This is a genomic window from Nocardia sp. FBN12 (assembly GCF_050320175.1).
Classification (GTDB): domain Bacteria; phylum Actinomycetota; class Actinomycetes; order Mycobacteriales; family Mycobacteriaceae; genus Nocardia.
This window is the reverse complement of sequence record NZ_CP190048.1, coordinates 2,372,441-2,393,484: the sequence shown is the minus strand read 5'-3', so window position 1 is coordinate 2,393,484 and position 21,044 is coordinate 2,372,441. Positions and strand designations below refer to the sequence as shown.

Genomic DNA, 21,044 nt, shown 5'->3' with positions numbered 1-21,044 from the left:
AGGACATCGGCAGTGGCGTGGCTCACTTATCGTAACCGGACATACGGGATTGTGAGGGGGGTTACCAGCGACGCCCGATCCGCAACCGGCGCCACCACCGTGGCCGTTGCGGGCTCGACCGCGGGTTCGCGACCTCGGCGGTTACGTTCGGCAGCGGGGCCCACGGCGCGAAATCGCGGGGGATCATGTGCTTGCGGCGGCGGACTTTGGCGTCGAGGTAGCGACGGCCGCGTTCGGTACCGAGCTGGATGGCCAGCGGAATGACCTCGACCGCGATGCCCGCCTCGGTCAGCGCTCGCACCTTGTCCGGGTTGTTGGTGAGCAGGCGCACCCGAGTCATGCCGAGGTCGCACAACGTCTTCGCGACCAGCTCGTAACGGCGGGTGTCGGGGTCGAGGCCCAACCACTCGTAGCTGTCGAAGGTGTCGATGTCGAGTTGCTCGCTGGTCCGGTAGCCGATCGCCTTCCAGATCAGGCCTGCGCCGCGGCCTTCCTGTTCGAGATACACCAGCACCCCGGCGCCTTCTTCTTGGATCATGTTCATCGACAGCGCCAGTTCGGGGCCGCAGTCGCAGTCGTCGGATCCGAGGGCGTCCCCGTAGAGGCAGCGGGAATGCACGCGGACCAGGGGCTTGGCGCCGGGCTCGCCGAAGACCAGGACGTAGCCGCCGTCGGTCGGGCTGTCGATGGTGTGCACCTGCACCCGGATCTGGGTGCCGTTGCGGCTGAATTGATGCACCGGTCGCAGATCGTCAGCGCCTCGACCATTCGACGCTACCGCCGCCAGTTGGTCGGGATCGGTGATCGTCAAGCGCTCCTCCGAGGCTGTTCCGGCATCGGGATACCCCGCTGCGTGGACGGAATATGGCAACGGCGCGACTCTACGCGCGGTGTGGTCTCGGACACGTTAACCGGGGGTCAATTCCGAGCTATCCGCACTGTTGCCGCTTCGTGGATACAGGTTCACGATCCGGTCGATCTCTTCGACGCTCGGCATGGAGACCGCGACCGCGCCCAGATTCTGGGTGGGAATCATCGCTGCGGTCGCCCAGACGAAATCGGTGACAGTCAACGGGGTTCGAGAGTTGACGACACGATAGGCCAGGGCGCCGGTGAATGCGGCGGCGGCGCCGACGGATGCTTTGAGCACCTGTGGGAAATGGTCGATGACAGCCGCCACAGTGTCGGAATTGACGACACACCGGAAATTCTCGACCATGCAGACGGTGCCGACGCCGAGACCTCGCAGCAACCGGGCGACGTCGTCGGTGGATTCGGCGGGCACATCAGGCAGCAACGCGTCCAGATCCGCCGCGCTGCCGACGAGGTAATCGACCGCGCCCAGGTGCTGATAGAGGCTCTGTGGGACGGGCATCGCTGGTGTCGGGCACACGATGACGGGCGGTTTGGGCCGCATCCGCGAGACCGCCGAGAGCACCTGTTCGATCACCGAGGGCGGTTGTTCGAAGCTCAGTATCACCACGTCCGAGGCCTCCAACGCGGCGCGCAGTTCCGGGCGGTGCAGGTCTTCGTCCTGAAGTTGGACACGGTTGTCGCGGCAGCCGAGAATGCGGGATTCACCGTTGGGTGTGGTCACCACGGCGGTCACCAGCGATTGCGCGAAGGGGACGACCTTGACCAGGTCCAGGTTCACATTTTCGTTCTCGATGAATTCGAGGATGCGGCGGCCGTATTCGTCGCCGCCGACCGCGCAGGCCAGATGGACTTCGATGCTGAGCCGAGCGGCGGCAACGGCGCGATTGAGTCCTTTGCCGCCGGGGTGCCCGCGGAAGGTTCCGCTCGCCGCGTTCTCGGAGTCAGGGAACGAGTCCACCCGGTAGAGGTGGTCGATGACAGCGTCACCGAAGACGGTGACAACGCCGTGCTGCGCGGGCGCGGTGGTGGGCCGCGCGGTTGATCGTCCGGCCATCGAATGACCTGAATCGGTCGCGAGAAAGCCGGCGAGTGCGGTCAACGCATTGTGCTCGGAGGACGTGCGCAACCGCTTGACCGTCGGCGCCTCGGGCACAGGGTCGACATCGAGCAGGGTGTGCAAACCGACCCACTGTTCGGTCAAGGCCTCTCGACGTTCCCCGAGGTTATCTGCATAAAGGCGTTCGATATCGATACCGACGCCAGACCGGTCCCGGAACAAGCCCAGCGACAACACCGCATCCACGATCAGCCGGTCCGTCGGCGGTAGCCACTGCGCGACCTCACGCACGACCGGCAGGATCGATTCCTCGACGGTGACCCCGGTGCGCCGGGCATGTCGTCGCACCGGCAGTAGCTCTAGCAGCGGCGCAGCGTCGATCTCGGTGTGGCGCAAGCGTTCTGCGTTCAGCCCCGCGTACTTTCCCAATCTCGCCAGGATGGAGCGGATCGCGGCCACGCGAGCGTCCTGGGGAACCGTCGCCATGTTTCCTCCCAGAGACTTCTCGACCTACCGGGGTGACCGATCAGCGGCGGACGCCGGACTGCGATCGCCGGAATTCGGGGTTTGCCGCGCCCGAATTCCGGCAATTACCAAAGTACAACGGCAATTGACCCCAGTGAAGGGCAAATGCCACACTGCAGTTGGCGATACAGCGAGTTCGCCCAGGACACGGCGAGCTCGAGGTGCAGTCGGCGCCACCGCCGATGCACGTGCCGAACGCGAGATGTGGGGCGCGTCGGCATCCAGAGGAACTGGGAGCACGAGCTCCCCTTCGTGGAATCGGAGAATCCGATGACCATTCACCTGACCCCGGACGACATGCGCAGCACCCGGAGCCCCGAATACGCCGTGCGTGTGGTCACGGACCCGGACGTCTGGCAGCTGAGCTGGCTGCCCGAACGTCGACTCACCCGCGAACAGGCTTACGCGGGAATGCTTCTCGACGAACTGATCAGCGACGCCACCGCCACTCACGACCGTATCGCGCACGCCCGGATCAGTGCACACGCCGACACCCTCGGGATCGTGTGGGAGCAGGCGATCATCCGGCTGTACAAGCGCATGATCGAGCGGTTCGGCAACGGCGACCCCGAGGAGGCAGCTCATCGAGCGGTGCCCGTGGGTGGTCCGCGGACCGCGCCGCAGCTGTTCGGGCACGCCAACGCGAAGCGGCGCGTCTACTTCGGGTAGTTCAGACCGAGTGGGCGCGGTGTTCGGCGCCGACCGCGTCGGACAGCGAGGCGTAGCCGCCCGCGCGCAGGTTGGCCGCGATGCCGCGGTGGATGCGGGTGGTCCAGAAAGGACCGCCGTAGATGAACCCGGTGTAGCCCTGCAGCAGGGTGGCGCCGGCGAGGATGCGGGCCCAGGCCTGCTCGGGGGTTTCGATACCGCCCACGGAGATCAGGACCACCTGATCGCCCACGCGGGTGTAGAGGCGGCGCAGCACTTCCAGGGAGCGTTCGGCCACGGGGGCGCCGGACAGGCCGCCCGCACCCATCGCTTCGACCTCGGCGGTGGGGGTGTTCAGTCCGTCGCGGCGGATGGTGGTGTTGGTGGCGACGATGCCCGCCAGGCCCAGTTCGACGGCGAGGTCGGCGACGGCGTCGATGTCGTCGTCGGACAGGTCGGGGGCGATCTTCACCAGGACCGGCACGGAGACACTGTCGAGCACGGCCTGCAAGATCGGGCGCAGGGATTCGACGGCTTGCAGGTCGCGCAGGCCGGGGGTGTTCGGGGAAGACACGTTGACGACGACGAAATCCGCGAGCGGGCCGAGTAATCGGGCACTGGTCGCGTAATCGCCCGCGGCGGCCTCGGGTTCGGTGACCTTGGTCTTGCCGATGTTGGCGCCGATCGGGACGGTGGGGTGCGCGCCGTGCAGGCGGGCGGCCGCGGCGGCGGCACCGTGGTTGTTGAAACCCATCCGGTTGATCAGGGCGTGGTCGGCGGGCAGCCGGAACAGACGCGGCGCGGGATTGCCGGGCTGGGCGTGCGCGGTGACGGTACCGATCTCGGCGAAACCGAAACCGAGTGTGCCCCAGGTGTTCACGCCGTCGGCGTTCTTGTCGAAACCGGCGCCGAGGCCGAGCGGTGCGGGGAAGTCGACGCCGAACGCGGTGGTGGCAAGGATCGGGTCGTGAACCACGGTGAGCTTGCGGGCCAGCCAGCGGGTCGGCGGGAACCAGGCGGCGAAGCGCAGCGCGGCGAACACCAGGTGATGCACCCGCTCCGGCGGGATCAGGAACATCAGGCGTAGCAGGAGGGCGTACATGGTCGGCTCACAATCCGGGTTCGGGCACAGGCAGGACGGCGTTTTTGCGGCGGCGCAACAGCACCCGGCGACTGCCGTCGGTGTAGGCGCGCACCCGGGACAACTCCCAGCCACCGAATTCGGCCTGGATGGCCAGTCGCATCGAGGCGGTGACCCGGTTGACCTCGGGAGGCAGCCGCAGGGGCACGTATTCGTAGTCGTCGTTGCTGGTCTCCCAGCTCGGCGGTATCGCCGAGCGCGAACTGCGGGGTGTGGCCATCACTGCCCTCTCTTCCGCTCGTCCGCGCTGATCCGCTGCAGACCGTCGCCGGTGGCCGAGGCCACGAACAGGTCGCCGGTGCGTTCGTCGACGGTGATCGCGTCGGGTTGGCGCAGCGTCGCGAACCTGGCCACCTCGACACCGATGCCGGTCGACAGGTCGTAGCCGACGACCTCGTTGCTCTGCGTGGCGCTCACCCACACCAGCTCCGACCGCGGGTCGTACGCGAGCGCGTAAGGCGACGATAATACCGGGAAACGCTGACGCAGCACGAGCGGACCGGCCGAATAGACCAGCAGCTCACCGCCCGCGGTGTCGGCCACGATGATGCGCCCGTGCGGGTCGGTGATGGCGTTGGTGGCGCCGTCGCCCGCCCGCAGCATCAGGCCAAGGGCTTCGTCGCCCACCGCGACGACAGCGGTTTGCTTGCGGTCGACGACGGTGATGTTCTCACCGGTCAGCGCGATCACGTCGGCCGAGACGAGGCCGGTGATCGTGCGGGTGACGGTGCCGTCGGCGTTCAGTTCGCGCACGGTGCCGTCCGCGGTTCCGACGACAAGGGTGCCGTCGGTGCGGGTTTGCACGCTGTGCACGTCGCCGTCGACGGGGATCTCGGTAACGGCGCCCGTGACCGCGTCGACCCGCACGACCCTGCCTGCGGCGGCGACGAGCACTTCGCCCGGCTTGCCCTGTGCCAGTGATACGCCGACCGCGGGCAGCGTGATCGTGGCCGGGGTGGTCGGCGCGGCGGGATCGATCAGCGCGAGCGCGGTGCCCGCGGTGTCGAGGGCGGCGAGGCGGCCCGTCGAGCGTTCGGCCAGCAACGCTGTGGTCGCGGCCGCTGGGAAGACCTGACCGGCCGGACGCGCCGCGGCCGGGGAGACCGCCGCGGTGGCAGGCTCCCTCGTCGGGACATCGGGACCGCCGTCGTCACCGCTGCACCCGGTCAGCACCACCACAACCGCCGCGCCGACCAACGCAGAGGCGACCGAGCCACGAGGGCGCATGCACCGAACTCCTTCAATCCGCACGAGGTGACTGCCTTGATCACCATCTGACCATGATGACTCACCAGTAGCTCCGACCGGGTAGCGCGCGTCGGAGCTGTCAGTGACGCGCGTTACTGTTGACATGTCGACAATTGATTGCCACTCAGCGGCAGGAGATCCCACGATGACCGACCGGACGCCGGCGGGTTTCGGCATCGACGACATTTCCGTCGGACCGTTCGCCCACGGCTTCGGCACCACCGACGACGGCCACCCGTTCGCCTTCCGGACCCACCGCGCGACCCTGACCGTGCAGATCTATCGCGCCGACCTGGGCGATGAGGTGCCCGGATCCGATGATGTGGTGGCCCAGGCCCAGGCTCAGGTGACCGATATCGACCTCGACGACGCCCGCAGCGTGAGCGCCTTCGTGCGCGACCTGCTGCCGGCCGCCGACCCTGTCGCGGTGCCCGCTTCCAGTGACATCTCCACAGTTCGAGCCATCCTGGGGCGGATCAGTGCCGTCATTGATGGTATGTAGATGGTGATGTCTTCCACACTTTCCGCCAGGGCCGCTGCGGCCACCGCCTGCCTCACGGCCCTCGTCGCCCTCGCCGCGTGCGCGGGAACCTCCGACGAGGCCTCGGTCGACGCCGCACGGTCTTCGGCCAACGCCTCCCTCGCTTCCTCCGTCGCGATCTCGGCCAGCAAGGCCAATGTGCCACTGCCGACCGCCCAAGAACTCGACGCGCAGATCAAGCGCGCGCTCGACCCGAGCCTGCCCGATGTGGAACGCACCGAACTGATCGAGGACGGTGCCGCGTTCTCCGACGCCATCCCCGACATGTACAAGGCGCTGCGCGACAACCCCCACGCCGTGTACGGGGTCGTCGACCCGGTGTTCGACAACCGCGACGGCACCCTCACCGCGACCATGCGCCTGGACAAGGACGGCTCGGGCACCAACGTGCGGACCACCATCGTGCATTTCGTGCTGCTCGACGGTAAGTGGAAGATCTCGCGCACCGACCTGTGCGGCATTCTGCGCTCGGCCGACTATCGCACCGCCGCCTGCGGCTGAGATGGGCGAATCTCGATCCATGCGGTGGGGCAGGTTCGTCTACCGTCACCGGTTCCTCGTGCTCGGCTTCTTCGTACTGACCGTGCTCGCCTCGGGCTGGTTCGGTCGCGATCTGGCCGACCGGTACACCCAGGAGGGCTGGTTCGACGAGTCGAGCCAGTCGGTGGCGGCATCGAAACTGGCCGACGACACCTTCGGGCGCGACACCGACGGCGATCTGATCGTCATCTACACCGCCCCACCCGGCACCACTGTCGACGATGCCGCCGTGCGCGGGCCGGTGACGGCGGCGCTGGCCGACCTGCGTAAGGAGCACGGCGAGCGGATCCACAAGATCGACAGCTACTGGGACAGCCCGTTCTCGGCGAATGCCTCCGATCCGACCAAGCAGCACGCGTTCGCCAGTATCGGGCTGGCCGGCGGCGGGGGAACCGCGACGGTCAACAACTATCTCGCGTTGAAACCGCACCTGGATGCCGGTGTGGCCGGTGCTGGACCCGGTGGGACGACGGTGCAGCTGGCCGGGCTGCAGCCGGTGGTCGAGGGCATCAACATCGGGATGCAGCACGACATCAAGCGCGCCGAGATCATCGCCCTGCCGATCGTGGCGATCCTGCTGTACTTCGTGTTCGGCGGGGTGATCGGTGCGCTGCTGCCGGTGCTGATCGGCGGGCTCACCATTCTCGGCACCTCCGGGATCTTGCGGGTGCTCACCGCCCAGATCGAGGTCAATGTGTTCGCCAGCGCGGTGATGACGTTGGTGGCGCTCGGGTTGGCGATCGACTACGGACTGTTCACGGTGACCCGGTTCCGGGAGGAACTGTCGGCCGGGCGCTCGGTCGAGGACGCGACCGCGCGGACCGTGGCCACGGCCGGGCGCACCGTGCTGTTCTCCGCGGGCATCATCGCGTTGAGTCTGGGTGCGCTGTTCATCTTCCCGAACGGGGTGCTGCGGTCGGTGCCCTACGGTGGCATCTCCGCGGTGATGCTGGCCGCGCTGTTGTCGGTGACCGCGCTGCCCGCCGCGTTGAGCATCGCCGGGCACCGGATCGACTGGCTGGGCTGGAAACGCTTCTCGCGCAGCAAGACCGAAGCCCAGATCGATGCCGGGTTCTTCTCCCGGCTCGCGCAGTGGGCGATGCGACGGCCGTGGGCGGTGGTCATCCCCATCGTGCTCGGTCTGCTGGCGCTGAGTATCCCGTTGCGCCACATCGAGTTCGGTGGGATCAGCGAGAAGTATCTGGCCGCCGACAACCCGGCGCGGGTGGCCCAGGAGGACTTCGACCACCTGTTTCCCGGGTTTCGCACCGAACCGTTGAAGCTCATCGTGGTCGGTGCCTCACCGCAGCAGTTGAGTGATATTCGATTCGAAGCCAATCAGGTGCCGGGGCTGACCGGACGGTTCGAACCGGCGGCGGCGACCAAGGACAACGTCAACGTGCTCTCGGCCGGGCTCGGGGACAAACGCGACGCCGACCAGGTGATCGACGCGCTGCGTTCGCTGCCCGCGCCGCCGGGCGTGCAGGTGATGGTCGCGGGCATCCCCGCGCTCGAACGCGACAGCATCAACGGGCTGATCGACGGGCTGCCGCTGCTGTTGGCGATCCTGATCGCGGCGGCACTGGCGTTGATGATCGTGGCCTTCCGGTCGGTGATCCTGGCGGTGAAGGCCGTCGCGATGAGCGCGCTCAGCCTGGTGTCGACCCTGGGGGTGCTGACGTGGATCTTCGTAGAAGGACACGGGTCCGGGGTATTCCAGTTCACCCCGGGACCGTTGATGTTCGCGGTGGTGGCGCTGATCGTGACGGTGATCTTCGGCTTGTCCACCGACTACGAGGTGTTCCTGCTGTCACGAATCGCCGAGAAACGCGCCGCGGGTGCTGACGCCGCCGAGTCGATCCGCTACGGCGTGGCCCACACCGGCGGGGTGATCACCTCGGCGGCCGCGATCCTGATCGTGGTGACCGGGGCGTTCGGCTTCTCCGATCTGGTGCTGATGAAATACATCGCCTACGGGATGATCGTCGCCCTGATCATCGACGCCACGATCATCCGGATGGTGCTCACACCGGCCCTGCTGAAGATCATCTGGAAGTAGCCGCCGCAGAACTGCTGATTGCCGCAATCGCGGAACCCGTTGGTAGCGACCAGGGCGACACCCTTGGTCGCCATCGCGGCGTTCGCCTGGCTCGGAGACGGAGTGCCCGCGAAGACTATGCCCTTGGCGCCCGCCGGTGCGGATTCCGCTGAGCTGACACCGATTCCGGCACTCGCGAGCGTTCCGGCCAGAGCGATGGGGGCGGCGAATTTCGAGGCTGTGGGCATGCGGCTCACGGTAGGAACGGCTCGTACACGACCACATCACTCTCGCGCAGTACCTCGGTCCGATACCGAGGTACTGCGCGAGATGGGTCAGGTGGCCGGGATGGCGCCGCCGTCGATCAGGATCCCGGTGCGGGCGAGGCCGGGTAGACGGTGGGCTACTTGCCGATGATGCCGAAAGGGTTGCCGTCGGTGTCTTCCAGGACACAGATGCGGCTGCCGGGGCTGACTTCGCGAGGGGCGGTTCGTTCGGTCGCGCCCGCGGCGATCGCCGCTGCTCTGGCCTTGTCGACATCGTCGACTCCGGCGTAGGCGACCGGGCCCGCTGCTACGTCACCGCTGGGGTCGAGGCCGATCTGGACGTCGCCTACCGCCCAGCCGACGTAGTACGGCTCGTCGGTGTGGGGGTCGCCGTACAGCGTGGTGTAGACGGCCTTTGTCGCGGCCAGATCGGACACGGGGATGACGACGCTGGCGATGGTGGGGCTCATCGGATCTCCTCTGCGATGGGAGCGGGCCACCTTCGGGGGCGACGAGTAGACCGATCGTCGCGCGACGATGACCGCAATGGACGAACAACCTCGGCGCCCAGCCTACTCAGGCGTGCCTACTCAGGCGTGCTCGGCCGTCCGCCGCCGAATCCGCGTGTCGAGCGAAGGCTGCGTTCGAATCCGGTCCGTCAGTTCTGACCGCGTTCCGGCAGGACGAGTTGGGCGCCGGTTGCCGGATGGTCGAAGACGTCGACGGGGTGGCGGTAGACGGCGGTGAGCAGTTCGCTGGTGAGGATCTCGCGTGGGGGGCCGTCGGCGGCGACGCGGCCCGCGTCCAGGACGGTGACGCGGTCGGCGTAGGCGGCGGCCACACCGAGGTCGTGCACGACGACGACCACGGCAGTGCCCTCGGCGGCGCGTCTGACGGCCAGGCGGAGGACGGCTTCCTGATGGCCGAGGTCGAGAGCGGCGGTCGGCTCGTCCAGCAGGAGGGTCGCGGTGTCTTGGGCCAAGACGCGAGCCAGGGCCACGCGGGCGCGTTCGCCGCCCGACAGCGACGGGAACACCCGCGTGGCGAGGTGGGTGACGTCGGTGGCGGCCAAGGCCGAGGCGATGAGCGAGTCGTCGTTGTCGGCGGCGGGCGTGTGCAGCCAGGGGGCGCGGCCCATGGCGACGACGTCGCGCGCGGTGAAGGGGAAGCCGACGGCATGGGATTGGGGCAGGACCGCGCGACGGCGGGCCATGTCGGCGTGGGTCCAGTGGGACAGCGCGTGGCCTTCGAGCTTCACGGTGCCCGCGCTCGGTTCCAGTTCACCGGCGAGGGCGGCGAGCAGGCTGGATTTGCCCGCGCCGTTCGGACCGACCAGCGCGACGATTTCGCCTGCCGCCACCTGGAAATCGACCGCTTCGAGAACGGTGCGGGTGCCGCGCCGCACGGTGAGCCCGGTGGCGCGCAGGGTGACCGTGCCGGGTTCGGGACGCGTCGGCACGTCCGGCGTTCGGGCGAACAGTGAACGCCAGGAGGTGCGGCGACGGGCTTGGTCGTCCCTGTCGTCGGTACCCGGTGTGACGACGGCGTGATCGCGGGTGCGGATCATCCCCAGCCTCCCGCGCGGGCTCGCGTTCGGCGGAGCAGCCAGAAGAAGAACGGCCCGCCGATCAGGGAGGTGAGCATGCCCAGCGGTAGGTCGGCGTTGCGGACCAGGGTGCGGGCGACGACGTCGGCGCCGAGCAGTACGACCGCGCCGAGGATCGCACTCAGTGGGACGAGTACCCGGTGGCCGGGGCCGACCATCATGCGCACGAGGTGGGGCACGATCAGGCCGACGAACAAGATGATGCCGCTGAACGCCACACCCGCGGCGGTGAGCACGGCGACCACCACGATCACCTGCCTGCGCAGCCGTTCCACATCGACACCGAGGTGGCGGGCCGCGGAATCGCCGAGTGCGAGCAGATCCAGGCGTGGTGCGATGAGGATGGCGGCCAGGATGCCGACCGCCGCCAGCACTGCCACGACCGCCACCGACGGCCAGGTGGCGCCGTTGAGGCTGCCGAGCTGCCAGAACACGATCTGATCCCGTGCGGCGGGGGTGGCGACGAACAGCAGCAGCGCGATCAATCCGCCCGCGAAGGCGTTGATCGCGACACCGGTGAGGATCAGCGTCACCACTTCGGTGCGCCCGCCCGACCTCGACAGCACGTAGACCAGCGCGGTGGTGATCAAACCGGCGACGAACGCGGCCGCGGCCACCGACCAGGAGGCGACGAACGCGCCACCGACCACGATGACGGTGCCCGCCCCGACCGCGGCACCCGCCGACACCCCGATAACGCCGGGTTCGGCCAGCGGATTCGCGAACACCCCCTGCAGCAAGGCGCCCGCTGTCGCGAGCGAAGCCCCGACGAGCACGGCCAGGGCGACACGGGGAAACCGCACCTCCCACAGCGTCACCTCACCGGCCGGATGCGCGGGCATGGGCCCGATGTCAAGACCGATCCGGTGCGCCACGCTGCCCAGTACCTCGGCGGCGGTCGTCGGCACCTGTCCGAGCACCGCCGACACCACGGCCAGCGCGACCAGTGCCAGCAGCGCGACAGTGAACACGACGGTGACGCGCGTGCCGCGGTGCGTGGTGGGTGGCAGGGGATCGGGGGTGGCGTCGGTGATCCGCGAGGTTTCCGTGGACGTCGTCAGGTCGGGCGCATCGCTCATGCGGATTTTCCGTAGACGGCGTCGGACAAGGCGGACACGACGCGGCCGGTGTTGGGGCCGAAGCTGAGGATCACCGCGTCGGACATGTCGACCACGCGTCGGCTGCGACCCGCCGGAGTCTGGGCGATGCCGGGCACCTTCTCCAGTCCGTCGACGCCACCGACCGATTTCAGTCCGTCCGACATCACCAGCAGTACATCGGGGGAGGCGGCGATCATCGCCTCACTGGTGATGGTGACGAAAGGTTCGTTGACGCCGGCAGCGGTGCCCGCGTCCACTCCGCCGATCGCGGCGATCAGCGAATCGGCACCCGAACCGCGGCCGGCGATCATGGTGATCGCGGTACTGCGCAGGTACAGGAACGCGATCTTGGGCTGCGGATCCTGCTCGGGCACCCGTGCTGTCGCGGTGGCGATCTCCGCGCTGGTGCGCGCGCCGAGCTGCTTACCCGCTTCCGGTACACCCAGCGCGGTGGCCACCGCCTCGATCTGCGGGACGACACCGTCCATGCTGCGATCCGGGTCGAAATACACGACGGTCACCCCGGCTGCCCGCAACTGCTCACGCACGGCGGGTGCCGCGCTGGTGGTATCGGTGAGGAACACCGATGGACGCAGATTCAGCACCGCTTCGACGCTGAGGCTGCCATTGCCACCAGCCACGTTGGGCACCGCCGCGACGGCGGGAAACGAGGCGGACGTGCTGCGGCCGACCAGATTCGCGCCAAGACCCAGCGCCCACACCGTCTGGGCGAGGGTGCCGTACCGGTCGACGGCGATGATCCGCGAAGTGTCGGCGATCGTCACGTCGGAGCCGTCATGGGACTTCACCGTCACCGGCAACCGCGACGTCGGCGCGGGCCCGATCGGCACGGGGTCGAGGTCGGCGAGCTGGGCAGTCACCGGCCCGCCCGAATTGGCAGTCGATGCAGGATTGCTTCCGGTGCAAGCGACGGCGCCGGTCAGCACCGTCGCCGCGAGCATCGCCATCAGCACACCACGCGGTCTCATGCAGGTAAGGCTAGCCATCATTCGGAACGGGCGCTCACATCGTCCAGTGCCGCCGCGATCGCCCGCGGCAACTCGAGGGTCTCGGCGGCCAGCACACCGGTGAGCTGGCCGATATCGCGGGCACCGACGATCATGCTCGCGATGCCCGGCCGGTCACGGATCCAGGCCAACGCCACCGCCAGCGGCGACGTGCCGAGCCCGTCCGCGGCCGTGACCAGCGCATCGACCACCCGGGTCGCGCGATCGTCGTCGAGCCTGCGCCGGATCTCGGCCGCCGTCGACTCATCGGCGCCCCGCGAATCCGCGGGAACACCGTCGCGGTACTTGCCGGTCAGGATTCCCCCCGCCAGCGGTGCCGACGCGATGATGCCGACCCCGTGGTGGCGGGCGGCGGGAATCACATCGTTCTCGGTGCCGCGCGCGAGCAGCGAGTACGGGGTCTGCGCCGCCGAGATGGGCGCGATCGCGGCCAGACTCGCCAGCTGCCAGGCCGCGAAGCCGCGCACACCCGCGTACCGGGTGCGGCCGGTCCGCACCGCGGTGTCCAGGGTGGCCGCGACCTCATCGAGGGGCGTGTACGGATCCCAGGCGGCGATGCTCCAGATGTCGAGATGGTCGGTGCCGAGTTCGAGCAGAGTCCGGTCGAGTTGTTTGAGCAGCGTGCGCCGCGACGCGTCGACCACGGGGCCCACCGCCGCCGGCGCGGGCACCGAATCGCCGACCCCGGCACCGGGCGCGTGCATCACCACACCGGCACTGCCACTGAGCACCAATTCGTCACGCGACACCAGATCGCCGAGCAGATCCGCCAGGATCCGCTGCGCCGCACCCTCGCCGTAGACGGGGGAGAGGTCGACGAGCGTGCCACCGGCCTCGGTGAACGCCGCCAACTGCACCGATGCCTCGTCGGCATCGGTATGTGTTCCCCAGGTATGGGTCGCCAACCCGATTCGCGACACCCGAAGTCCGCTGCGTCCCACCGTTCGCTGTTCCATCACCGCGCCCGCGCATTCGTCACGGCGACAGCCTAATGCGCGCACCAGCACAACCTCGTTCGGCGACCCGCGCCGCGGCGCGGCGCAACCCGATCTCGGTGACGCCGACGGCGACGACCGAGGGCGACGACGGGTAGGGTCGCTGCGAGATCGTGGCCGTGATGGCCGGATATGAAGCAAAAGCCCAGGAGGACGCCGTCTTTCGGGCGCGAGTCAGCAGGAGGACGCGGTGGGCGAGGCGATGACCTGGTTCCAGGCATTGGTACTCGGATTAGTGCAGGGACTCACCGAGTTCCTGCCGATCTCGTCCTCGGCGCACCTGCGCATCGTGTCGGGCGTGTTCTTCGGCGACGACGCGGGCGCGTCGTTCACCGCGGTCACCCAGCTCGGCACCGAGGCCGCGGTGCTGGTGTATTTCGCCAAGGACATCTGGCGCATCCTCATCGCCTGGTTCACCACGCTCGGGATGCGCTGGCGGGAACGTTCCCAGCGCGAGGTCGCGGTGGGCGACCGGGTCACCACGAAGCTGCCGGTGATGGATCGCAGTGCCCGTGACGCCCACGAACGCGACACCCAGCGCGAACTCGACTACCGCATCGGCTGGTACGTGATCATCGCCACCATCCCGATCGGGGTGCTGGGCTACCTGTTCAAGGACGAGATCCGCACCGGGGCCCGCAATCTGTGGCTGGTGTCGTTCATGCTGGTCGCGTTCGCGCTGGTGATCGCGGCGGGTGAGCATTTCGGCAAGAAGGAGCGTTCGATCGAGCAGCTCACCACCCGCGACGGCATCATCATGGGTCTGTCGCAGTGTCTGGCGCTGATCCCCGGTGTCTCGCGTTCCGGTGCCACCTCGACCGCGGGTCTGTTCCTCGGCCTCGAGCGCGAAGCGGCCGTGCGGTTCTCGTTCCTGCTCGCCATCCCCGCGGTGACGGCATCGGGCCTGTTCAGCCTGCCCGACGCGTTCGAACCGGCCGGTGAGGGACTCAATGCCAGCGGGCCACAGTTGCTGGTCGCCACCATTGTGGCGTTCGCCGTCGGGTACGCCTCGGTGGCCTGGCTGTTGAAGTTCGTCGGCAAGCATTCGTTCTACTGGTTCGTCGGCTACCGGATCATCCTCGGCGTGACGATGCTGGCCCTGTTGTCGGCCGGCGTCGTCTCCGCGACCTGAGGATGACGCTCTTCCATGGTTAGGCTGGTCCCATGACGGTGATCCTGCTCCGGCACGGAGTGTCCACCTCCAACACCGCGCGCACCCTCGCGGGCCGCGCCCCCGGCGTCGAACTCACCGAGCGCGGCACCGAACAGGCCGCCGCGGTGGCCGACCGGCTCGCGATGCTGCCGATCGAACACATCGCCAGCTCACCGCTGCTGCGCTGCCAGCGCACGGTGGCGCCGCTGGCCGAGAAACTCGGTCTCGAACCCGATCACGACGAACGTCTCATCGAGGTCGACTACGGCGACTGGACCGGGCGCCCGATCGCCGAGCTGGTCACCGAACCGCTGTGGCGGGTCGTGCAGGGCCACGCCTCGGGTGCGGTGTTCCCCGGCGGGGAAGGGCTGGCCCAGGTTCAGCAGCGGGCGGTCGCCGCGATCCGCGATATCGAACGCACACTGGCCGAGAAGGCGGGCCGGGATGTGCTGTGGGTGGCGTGCGCGCACGGCGACGTCATCAAATCGATCCTGGCCGACGCACTCGGTCTGCACCTGGACAGTTTTCAGCGGATCGCGGTGGAACCGGCCTCGATCAGCGTCGTCCGCTACAGCCCGCACGGGCCGTCGGTGTGGAAGTTCAACGACACGGGCTCCGACCTTTCCGCGCTGGCCGCGAGCGCACCGCCGACACCGACACCCGGTGGAGAGGTGCCGACGGACACAAACGCGGATAATGGGAATGCGGGGCACCGCGATTCTCCTTAGAGGAGTGTGTTCGTGAGTGTCGATCAGGGTCACGTATCAGGAGGTGCATGTGTCACGCGCAATCCATGTATTTCGCACCCCCGATCGTTTCGTCGCCGGGACCGTCGGTGAACCGGGCGATCGTTCGTTCTACCTGCAGGCCGTGCAGGAGCCGCTGGTGGTGAGTGTGCTGCTGGAGAAGCAGCAGGTGAAGGTGCTCGCGGACCGGATGGGTTTGCTGCTCGACGAGGTAGCGCGCCGCTTCGGCGCCGAGGTGCCACCCGAGGGGGAGGACGTGCGCGATGTCGCGCCGCTGGTCACCCCCATCGACACCGAATTCCGGGTCGGCACCATGGGTCTGGGCTGGGATTCCGACGCCAACGCCGTTGTGGTCGAGTTGCTCGCGATCACCGAGACCGAGGTCGACGAGTCGGTGGTGCTCGACGACACCGACGAAGGCCCCGACGCGGTGCGGGTGTTCCTGACCCCGATCCAGGCACGCGAGTTCGCGTTGCGGTCGGCGCGGGTGATCGCGGCGGGGCGCCCACCGTGCCCGCTGTGCGGGGAACCGCTGTCCTCGCGCGGGCACATGTGTGTGCGCACCAACGGGTACAAGCGCGGCGAGATCTTCGGTGCTGCCGAGCTCGAAGAGGAGTGATCGCGTGCCGGTGATCACCGAAGGCGAACTCGACATCGTCGGGCGGATCGGCGTCGCCAGCAATCTCACGCTGGTCTGTGAGATCGCCGCACCCGAACCCGACGGTGCCCCGCTGCGGGTGGTCTACAAGCCGGTGCGTGGCGAACGACCGCTGTGGGACTTCCCGGACGGCACCCTCGCGGGCCGCGAAGTCGCGTCGTACCTGATCTCCGAACACCTCGGCTGGGGTGTCATCCCCGAAACCGTGCTGCGCGACGGGCCGTTGGGGCCGGGCATGGTGCAGCGCTGGGTCACCTCGGTCGACAACCGCACCGACAACCGGCAACGCCTCGACCTGGTCGACCTGTGCACGCCGGGGACCGTGCCCGAGGGATTCTGCGAAGTGCTGCGCGCGCTCGACGAACAGGGCAACGAGGTCTCGCTCATCCACGCCGACGATCCGCGCCTGCAACGCATGGCGGTGCTGGATCTGTTGCTCAACAACGCCGATCGCAAAGGCGGTCACGCGCTCGAAGGTGTCGACGGTCAGGTCTACGGCGTCGACCACGGCATCTGCCTGCACACCGAACCGAAACTGCGCACCGTGCTGTGGGGCTGGGCGGGGCGACCGGTGCACGAGTCACTGATCCCTGACATCACCACCTTCGCCGCGAATCTGCCCGGTGCCGTTGCCGATTCGCTGGCCATCCACATCACCGACGCCGAGATCACCGCACTCACCGAACGCGCGAAAGCGTTGCTCGACCATCCCGTGATGCCGATCCCGAACTCCTCGCGCCCGATTCCCTGGCCCGCCTTCTGAGCGCAGGGTCGGCAACGAAAATCGGTCGTGCTCGCACCGGTGCGGTTGCTACCGTTCAGCTATGAAGGTCGATTCACGTATCGCCGCCGCGGCCGCACGAGCTCCCCGCTCGCCGGTCGCTGCCGCCTGACCTTCTCTCCCACGCCGGCGACCGGAAACGGTCCGCTGGCGCGCGTCGGTACAGTCGCGTTCGTCATGGTCGCCGCTTCCGGTCGATGTCACATCGATGGAGCAACCACCATGATCACCACAGACCAGACCGTTCAGACCTTCCTCGACTTCTTCGGCGAACGCGGGCACGAACTCACGCCGGGCGGAACGCTCATCCCCTCGCCGGCGGATCCGGTGCTGTTCACCACCTCCGGCATGCACCCGCTGACCCCGTATCTGATGGGCCGACCCCACCCGCTCGGCCGCAGGCTCACCGGTTCGCAGCGATGCTTGCGCACCACCGACCTCGACGAAGTCGGCGACGACACCCACCTCACCGTGTTCGAGATGCTCGGGTCGTGGTCACTCGGCGACTACGGCGGATCGCGCAGCCTACGGTGGGGATTCGAACTGCTGCGCGACGGCTTCGGCATCGACCCTGGGCGGATGCACGTCACGGTGTTCGGCGGTGACGACCACGTCGAGCCCGACCACGAGTCGTGGCGCACCTGGGAGGAACTGGGTGTGCCGGTCGAACCGACCACCGACGAGAACTGGTGGGACAACGGCCCGACCGGGCTCTGCGGGCCCGACTCCGAGATCTTCGTCTGGACGGGCGACGAACTACCGCGGGGCACACCGACATCCGAGGAACGGTGGGTCGAGGTGTGGAATCACGTCATGATGCGCTACGTCCGGCATCCCGACGGCAGCCTCGAACCGATGCGACAACCCTGCATCGACACCGGCATGGGGCTGGAACGACTGGTACGGATCCTGCAGAACACACAGTCCGTCTTCGAGATCGATATTCTCCGGCCCTGGCTGTCCACCCTGTCCCGCATCTGGGGTCCGCTCGACGAGCGGTCGCTGCGACTGCTGTCGGACCATCTGCGATCGAGCATCGTTGTCCTCGGCGACCGGGTCACGCCGTCCCCGTCCGGCCGCGGTCACATCCTACGGCGCTTGATCCGGCGCACCCTGACCACATTGTGGCGCGACGATCCGACCCGGACCCTGTTGGACCTGCCGATCGAGCTGGTGGACCACACCCTCGGGCACTTCCGGCAATCCGTGCCCTCCCGGGACGTGCGCACCCTCTTGCTCGCGGAGGAACGCAAATTCGATCTGCTCCTGCAGCGCGGTCGAAAGGTCTTGTCCCACCGCCGTTTCAGTGGACCCTTGACCGGCGACGACTATCACTACCTGCACGACACCCACGGCCTGCCCCGCGATCTCGTGGTGTATCTGACCACCGACGCCGAGCGGTAGCAGCTTTTCGGAAGCACAAGGGTGTCACGGGTGCGAGGATCGCGGGACATCGATGCGAGGAGAGCAGATGCTGGTCCGGCTTCGTTATCCGGTGAGGTCCGATGAGTTTCGAACGCGAAAGGGGTCTACACGGTTATGAGGAAACTGATCTACGGATTCGGCGTGTCCCTCGACGGTTACGTCAACGACCGAGACGGCTCCATCGACTGGACCGACCCGGACGACGAGCTGCACCAATTCCACAACGACCGGTTCCGCGGGCTCGAGGTCGCGTTGAACGGTCGCCGGCTCTACGAGCTGATGGCCGAGTACTGGCCGCACGTGCCCGCGGACGCCCCGCCTATCCAGCGCGAGTTCGGCGAACTGTGGACGGCCAAGCCCAAGGTCGTGTTCTCCCGGACACTCACCGAAGTGCAGTGGAACAGCACCCTGGTCAGCGAGAACGCGGTCGAGGAGGTCCGCAGGCTCAAGTCCGAAGGCGATGGCGTGATGGAGGTGGGTGGTGCCAGCCTCGCGGCCTCGCTGATGCCGCACGGGCTCATCGACGAGTATCAGGTGTTCGTCTCGCCCATCGTGCTCGGCGGCGGCACCCCGATGTTCCCGGCACTGGACAAGCGCATCGGGCTCCGACTGGTCGAAACGAGGCGCTTCGAGACCGCGGTGCTGCTGCGTTACCTCGTCGACTGAGGCCTGTTCGGAGTGCAGCGGCGATCGCGATATCCGTGCTCGCTGCGGATCTCTCGCGATCGCCGCGGCTCTGTTGCCTGGTCAGCGCCGGTGCTAGTGTGCTCCAAGCACTTTCGTTGTCCCCGCGAGATCTGAGGAACCACATGTCGACCCGTTCTATCGTTACCGCGTCCGCTGCCGCGTTGCTGCTCACCGGTGCCGCCGCCGCGATCGCCGCGCCCGCGCAGGCGTTTCCCGCCGGTTGGTTCGGGGAGAAGACCTTCGTCTGCTCCTCCACCGACCACGCCGGTGCGCCGCTGCCCGACCTGACCGTGAAGGCGGGCAACGAGGTCGGCGCCGCGTTCTACGCGACGCAGCAGCTCCCCGCTGCCGCGCAGATGCAGTGCCGCCCGCTCTGATGTGATCGTTTTCGGTGTCGCCGCACGTCGGGGAGCGGTGGCGCCGACGTTTCAGTCGGCCTGCGTCCGGACGAATTCCCGCACTGCCGCAGTCTGATTCAGCAGAGCGTGTCCGACGCCGGGAAGCACACGGACCTCGCCTCGCGGGAAAGCACCGCGGGCGCGTTCGGCGGTGCCTGCCGAGTCGAACAGGGCGTCGCGTTCGCCGACGATTACCAGGACCGGGATGTCCACTTCGCGTAGTTGTTCGTCGCGGAAAACAGGCAGCTTTCCGGGGCGGGGCGAGAAATGCGTGAAGGTCAGTTCGATGTCATCGATGATCGAGTCCGCTTCCGCCCCATTCACACCCAGACCGGTGCGCGCCATATCGCGCACGCTGTGCCTGCCGATCATCCGCAGGCCGATCGCCTTCACCAGCCAGCCGTATCGATGCTTGCCCAGCCCGCCCGGGCACAACAGGACCAGTGTCGTGACCCGTCCCGGCCTGCGCTGCACGTAATCGAGCGCGGTCCACCCGCCCAGTGACATGCCGACCATGGCCACGGTGTCGAGGCCGAGTCCGTCGATGACCTCATCGAGCCAGTTCGCGGTCGCGTCGCTGTCCAAAGCGAGCCGGGTGGGGGCGCTGAATCCCGGTTCGCCGGGCAGGTCCACTGCGTACACGCGGAAACTTCGCGACCAGTCGGCGATGTCGCCGCGCCAGGTGCTCGCGTTGGCGCCCGAGCCGTGCAGCACGACCAGCGGCGGTGCGTCCGCGGGCCCGGAGACCACGACGAACGTTTCGCCGACTCCGGTGTCGATCCGCAGTTCCTCATGCGGGACCGGCCACGCGTCGAGATGCTCGCGGTAGCGCTGTTCGACGAGCCGTCGGCCTTCGTCGGACTTGTAGATCATGAGCTGAGGATTCCGTCCAGGTAGTCGAGCAGGCGGGAACTGTCGGCCAGGCTGCCGAGCAGGATCACTTTGAGGCGATGACGGGCCGGGTCGTAGCTGGTCTCCACGCGCATGCGCTGACCGCCCGCGCCTCGGGTGCCTGCGGTGGCGGTGAGCAGGGTGGTGATCCGGTCGACGGTGGCGCGGTCGATGTCGTCGATCTCGACGATGCAGGACGACTCGGCATGCCGATGGGGTGCTGTCCGCGGTGTCGTGATCGGCAGTCCGGTGAACGTCTCGAGGTCTTCGTGGGTGATGCGGTACTGCTTGCCGATGCGGGCGGCGGGGAGTTTGCCGTCGCGCACATAACTGCGCACGGTGCGGACATGCAGCCCGAGCAGTTCGGCGACTTGCTCCACCGAATAGAGACGATCTGTCATGAAACAACCGTAAACGAACGTACCTATAAGTATCAATAGGTACTCACAGGGAGTTGTGGACTGTGACAATGATCGCGATGGCAACCGTTCGCCCAGGTCGGAGCACACACTGGGCACAACACGACCGATTCGCCCCGTTATCCCTGTGACCAGGGGATCTGCTCGAGCGCAAACCTTGACGAAGGCGCCCGAACACGTTTGTGTGCAGGTAGCGGGCCGTGCCGCGACACCGCGAGCAACCCCATGAGCCGGGCCGCGAGCCGAGCACATCGACAGGGGCTCTACCCTCGAAGAC

24 protein-coding genes are annotated in these 21,044 nt (G+C 67.8%); 11 read left to right on the top strand and 13 right to left on the bottom strand.

The window, feature by feature from the left end; genetic code table 11:
- Positions 1-61: 61 nt before the first annotated feature.
- Both ACQHI0_RS11595 and ACQHI0_RS11590 read right to left on the bottom strand, forming a co-directional pair.
- Entirely contained in the window at positions 62-871 is an 810-nt protein-coding gene (locus tag ACQHI0_RS11595) for a GTP cyclohydrolase II (RefSeq protein ID WP_427907939.1), read from the bottom strand.
- Between the two features lie 36 nt (positions 872-907).
- Positions 908-2,419 carry a PfkB family carbohydrate kinase gene (locus tag ACQHI0_RS11590; protein ID WP_427907938.1) on the bottom strand — a complete coding sequence of 504 codons (1,512 nt, stop codon included), beginning with the start codon at positions 2,417-2,419 and terminating at the stop codon, positions 908-910.
- Positions 2,420-2,728: 309 nt separating this feature from the next.
- Between ACQHI0_RS11590 and ACQHI0_RS11585 the strand changes: the two genes are divergently transcribed.
- On the top strand, positions 2,729-3,127 hold the full coding sequence (locus ACQHI0_RS11585; RefSeq protein ID WP_427907937.1) for a hypothetical protein: 399 nt from the start codon (positions 2,729-2,731) through the stop codon (positions 3,125-3,127).
- Position 3,128: 1 nt separating this feature from the next.
- Here ACQHI0_RS11585 and ACQHI0_RS11580 read toward each other — a convergent pair whose 3' ends face one another.
- The 3 genes from ACQHI0_RS11580 to ACQHI0_RS11570 are packed head-to-tail and all read right to left on the bottom strand — an operon-like array spanning position 3,129 to position 5,474.
- On the bottom strand, positions 3,129-4,208 hold the full coding sequence (locus ACQHI0_RS11580; RefSeq protein ID WP_427907936.1) for a quinone-dependent dihydroorotate dehydrogenase: 1,080 nt from the start codon (positions 4,206-4,208) through the stop codon (positions 3,129-3,131).
- Between the two features lie 7 nt (positions 4,209-4,215).
- A complete protein-coding gene (locus ACQHI0_RS11575; RefSeq protein WP_410873170.1) occupies positions 4,216-4,467 on the bottom strand; it encodes a DUF5703 family protein in 252 nt (83 codons plus the stop codon).
- A complete protein-coding gene (locus tag ACQHI0_RS11570) occupies positions 4,467-5,474 on the bottom strand; it encodes a YncE family protein (RefSeq protein WP_427907935.1) in 1,008 nt (335 codons plus the stop codon). Before ACQHI0_RS11570 ends, ACQHI0_RS11575 begins: the two co-directional genes overlap by 1 nt.
- Positions 5,475-5,640: 166 nt before the next feature.
- Here ACQHI0_RS11570 and ACQHI0_RS11565 point away from each other — a divergent pair, with 166 nt between their 5' ends.
- Genes ACQHI0_RS11565 through ACQHI0_RS11555 form a run of 3 tightly spaced genes read left to right on the top strand, consistent with a single transcriptional unit; the run spans position 5,641 to position 8,635 of the window.
- A complete protein-coding gene (locus ACQHI0_RS11565; protein ID WP_427907934.1) occupies positions 5,641-5,997 on the top strand; it encodes a hypothetical protein in 357 nt (118 codons plus the stop codon).
- Positions 5,998-6,003: 6 nt separating this feature from the next.
- Positions 6,004-6,537: a hypothetical protein gene (locus ACQHI0_RS11560; RefSeq protein ID WP_427907933.1), complete on the top strand. Its 534-nt coding sequence runs from the start codon at positions 6,004-6,006 to the stop codon at positions 6,535-6,537.
- Positions 6,538-6,556: 19 nt separating this feature from the next.
- Positions 6,557-8,635: an MMPL family transporter gene (locus ACQHI0_RS11555; protein WP_427907932.1), complete on the top strand. Its 2,079-nt coding sequence runs from the start codon at positions 6,557-6,559 to the stop codon at positions 8,633-8,635.
- Here the strand turns inward: ACQHI0_RS11555 and ACQHI0_RS11550 are convergent.
- The 6 genes from ACQHI0_RS11550 to ACQHI0_RS11525 all read right to left on the bottom strand — a co-directional run bounded on the left by ACQHI0_RS11550 (position 8,548) and on the right by ACQHI0_RS11525 (position 13,570).
- A complete protein-coding gene (locus tag ACQHI0_RS11550) occupies positions 8,548-8,862 on the bottom strand; it encodes a hypothetical protein (protein WP_427907931.1) in 315 nt (104 codons plus the stop codon). The two genes, ACQHI0_RS11555 and ACQHI0_RS11550, sit on opposite strands and share 88 nt — an antisense overlap.
- Before the next feature lie 155 nt (positions 8,863-9,017).
- Positions 9,018-9,350 (bottom strand): VOC family protein, encoded by a 333-nt coding sequence (locus ACQHI0_RS11545; protein WP_427907930.1) that lies wholly within the window; start codon positions 9,348-9,350, stop codon positions 9,018-9,020.
- 188 nt (positions 9,351-9,538) lie between these two features.
- Entirely contained in the window at positions 9,539-10,447 is a 909-nt protein-coding gene (locus ACQHI0_RS11540; protein ID WP_427907929.1) for a heme ABC transporter ATP-binding protein, read from the bottom strand.
- Entirely contained in the window at positions 10,444-11,565 is a 1,122-nt protein-coding gene (locus ACQHI0_RS11535) for a FecCD family ABC transporter permease (RefSeq protein ID WP_427907928.1), read from the bottom strand. Before ACQHI0_RS11535 ends, ACQHI0_RS11540 begins: the two co-directional genes overlap by 4 nt.
- Entirely contained in the window at positions 11,562-12,575 is a 1,014-nt protein-coding gene (locus ACQHI0_RS11530) for a heme/hemin ABC transporter substrate-binding protein (protein WP_427907927.1), read from the bottom strand. The genes ACQHI0_RS11535 and ACQHI0_RS11530 overlap by 4 nt, the downstream gene beginning before the upstream one ends.
- A gap of 17 nt (positions 12,576-12,592) precedes the next feature.
- Positions 12,593-13,570, bottom strand: coding sequence for an aldo/keto reductase (locus tag ACQHI0_RS11525; protein ID WP_427909137.1), 978 nt, complete (start codon positions 13,568-13,570; stop codon positions 12,593-12,595).
- Between the two features lie 229 nt (positions 13,571-13,799).
- On the opposite strand from ACQHI0_RS11525, the gene ACQHI0_RS11520 reads away from it, so the two are divergent.
- The 7 genes from ACQHI0_RS11520 to ACQHI0_RS11490 all read left to right on the top strand — a co-directional run bounded on the left by ACQHI0_RS11520 (position 13,800) and on the right by ACQHI0_RS11490 (position 19,436).
- Positions 13,800-14,741, top strand: coding sequence for an undecaprenyl-diphosphate phosphatase (locus ACQHI0_RS11520; protein WP_427907926.1), 942 nt, complete (start codon positions 13,800-13,802; stop codon positions 14,739-14,741).
- 32 nt (positions 14,742-14,773) lie between these two features.
- The gene (locus ACQHI0_RS11515) at positions 14,774-15,490 is read left to right on the top strand and encodes a histidine phosphatase family protein (protein WP_427907925.1); all 717 of its coding nucleotides are present in this window, start codon (positions 14,774-14,776) and stop codon (positions 15,488-15,490) included.
- A 49-nt stretch (positions 15,491-15,539) separates the two neighbouring features.
- The gene (locus ACQHI0_RS11510) at positions 15,540-16,127 is read left to right on the top strand and encodes a DUF3090 domain-containing protein (protein WP_056820470.1); all 588 of its coding nucleotides are present in this window, start codon (positions 15,540-15,542) and stop codon (positions 16,125-16,127) included.
- Between the two features lie 4 nt (positions 16,128-16,131).
- Complete coding sequence (locus tag ACQHI0_RS11505; RefSeq protein WP_427907924.1) at positions 16,132-16,929, top strand: SCO1664 family protein; 798 nt, start codon at positions 16,132-16,134, stop codon at positions 16,927-16,929.
- A 240-nt stretch (positions 16,930-17,169) separates the two neighbouring features.
- Entirely contained in the window at positions 17,170-18,351 is a 1,182-nt protein-coding gene (locus ACQHI0_RS11500; RefSeq protein WP_427907923.1) for an alanine--tRNA ligase-related protein, read from the top strand.
- A 135-nt stretch (positions 18,352-18,486) separates the two neighbouring features.
- A complete protein-coding gene (locus ACQHI0_RS11495; protein ID WP_427907922.1) occupies positions 18,487-19,038 on the top strand; it encodes a dihydrofolate reductase family protein in 552 nt (183 codons plus the stop codon).
- Positions 19,039-19,181: 143 nt separating this feature from the next.
- Positions 19,182-19,436, top strand: coding sequence for a hypothetical protein (locus tag ACQHI0_RS11490; protein ID WP_427907921.1), 255 nt, complete (start codon positions 19,182-19,184; stop codon positions 19,434-19,436).
- Positions 19,437-19,487: 51 nt separating this feature from the next.
- Here the strand turns inward: ACQHI0_RS11490 and ACQHI0_RS11485 are convergent, their stop codons facing one another.
- The gene (locus ACQHI0_RS11485; protein WP_427907920.1) at positions 19,488-20,330 is read right to left on the bottom strand and encodes an alpha/beta fold hydrolase; all 843 of its coding nucleotides are present in this window, start codon (positions 20,328-20,330) and stop codon (positions 19,488-19,490) included.
- Positions 20,327-20,749 (bottom strand): helix-turn-helix domain-containing protein, encoded by a 423-nt coding sequence (locus tag ACQHI0_RS11480; protein ID WP_427907919.1) that lies wholly within the window; start codon positions 20,747-20,749, stop codon positions 20,327-20,329. The genes ACQHI0_RS11485 and ACQHI0_RS11480 overlap by 4 nt, the downstream gene beginning before the upstream one ends.
- Positions 20,750-21,044: the final 295 nt, after the last annotated feature.

Excerpts from the sequence above, each read along its gene's own strand:
- ACQHI0_RS11560 (WP_427907933.1), top strand. The coding sequence starts at position 6,004 with ATGTCTTCCACACTTTCCGCCAGGGCCGCTGCGGCCACCGCCTGCCTC.
- ACQHI0_RS11490 (WP_427907921.1), top strand. The coding sequence starts at position 19,182 with ATGTCGACCCGTTCTATCGTTACCGCGTCCGCTGCCGCGTTGCTGCTC.
- ACQHI0_RS11535 (WP_427907928.1), bottom strand. The coding sequence starts at position 11,565 with ATGAGCGATGCGCCCGACCTGACGACGTCCACGGAAACCTCGCGGATC.
- ACQHI0_RS11555 (WP_427907932.1), top strand. The coding sequence starts at position 6,557 with ATGCGGTGGGGCAGGTTCGTCTACCGTCACCGGTTCCTCGTGCTCGGC.
- ACQHI0_RS11530 (WP_427907927.1), bottom strand. The coding sequence starts at position 12,575 with ATGAGACCGCGTGGTGTGCTGATGGCGATGCTCGCGGCGACGGTGCTG.
- ACQHI0_RS11500 (WP_427907923.1), top strand. The coding sequence starts at position 17,170 with ATGATCACCACAGACCAGACCGTTCAGACCTTCCTCGACTTCTTCGGC.
- ACQHI0_RS11570 (WP_427907935.1), bottom strand. The coding sequence starts at position 5,474 with ATGCGCCCTCGTGGCTCGGTCGCCTCTGCGTTGGTCGGCGCGGCGGTT.
- ACQHI0_RS11495 (WP_427907922.1), top strand. The coding sequence starts at position 18,487 with ATGAGGAAACTGATCTACGGATTCGGCGTGTCCCTCGACGGTTACGTC.
- ACQHI0_RS11480 (WP_427907919.1), bottom strand. The coding sequence starts at position 20,749 with ATGACAGATCGTCTCTATTCGGTGGAGCAAGTCGCCGAACTGCTCGGG.
- ACQHI0_RS11545 (WP_427907930.1), bottom strand. The coding sequence starts at position 9,350 with ATGAGCCCCACCATCGCCAGCGTCGTCATCCCCGTGTCCGATCTGGCC.
- ACQHI0_RS11575 (WP_410873170.1), bottom strand. The coding sequence starts at position 4,467 with ATGGCCACACCCCGCAGTTCGCGCTCGGCGATACCGCCGAGCTGGGAG.
- ACQHI0_RS11585 (WP_427907937.1), top strand. The coding sequence starts at position 2,729 with ATGACCATTCACCTGACCCCGGACGACATGCGCAGCACCCGGAGCCCC.
- ACQHI0_RS11550 (WP_427907931.1), bottom strand. The coding sequence starts at position 8,862 with ATGCCCACAGCCTCGAAATTCGCCGCCCCCATCGCTCTGGCCGGAACG.
- ACQHI0_RS11565 (WP_427907934.1), top strand. The coding sequence starts at position 5,641 with ATGACCGACCGGACGCCGGCGGGTTTCGGCATCGACGACATTTCCGTC.
- ACQHI0_RS11525 (WP_427909137.1), bottom strand. The coding sequence starts at position 13,570 with ATGGAACAGCGAACGGTGGGACGCAGCGGACTTCGGGTGTCGCGAATC.
- ACQHI0_RS11540 (WP_427907929.1), bottom strand. The coding sequence starts at position 10,447 with ATGATCCGCACCCGCGATCACGCCGTCGTCACACCGGGTACCGACGAC.
- ACQHI0_RS11485 (WP_427907920.1), bottom strand. The coding sequence starts at position 20,330 with ATGATCTACAAGTCCGACGAAGGCCGACGGCTCGTCGAACAGCGCTAC.
- ACQHI0_RS11515 (WP_427907925.1), top strand. The coding sequence starts at position 14,774 with ATGACGGTGATCCTGCTCCGGCACGGAGTGTCCACCTCCAACACCGCG.
- ACQHI0_RS11580 (WP_427907936.1), bottom strand. The coding sequence starts at position 4,208 with ATGTACGCCCTCCTGCTACGCCTGATGTTCCTGATCCCGCCGGAGCGG.
- ACQHI0_RS11590 (WP_427907938.1), bottom strand. The coding sequence starts at position 2,419 with ATGGCGACGGTTCCCCAGGACGCTCGCGTGGCCGCGATCCGCTCCATC.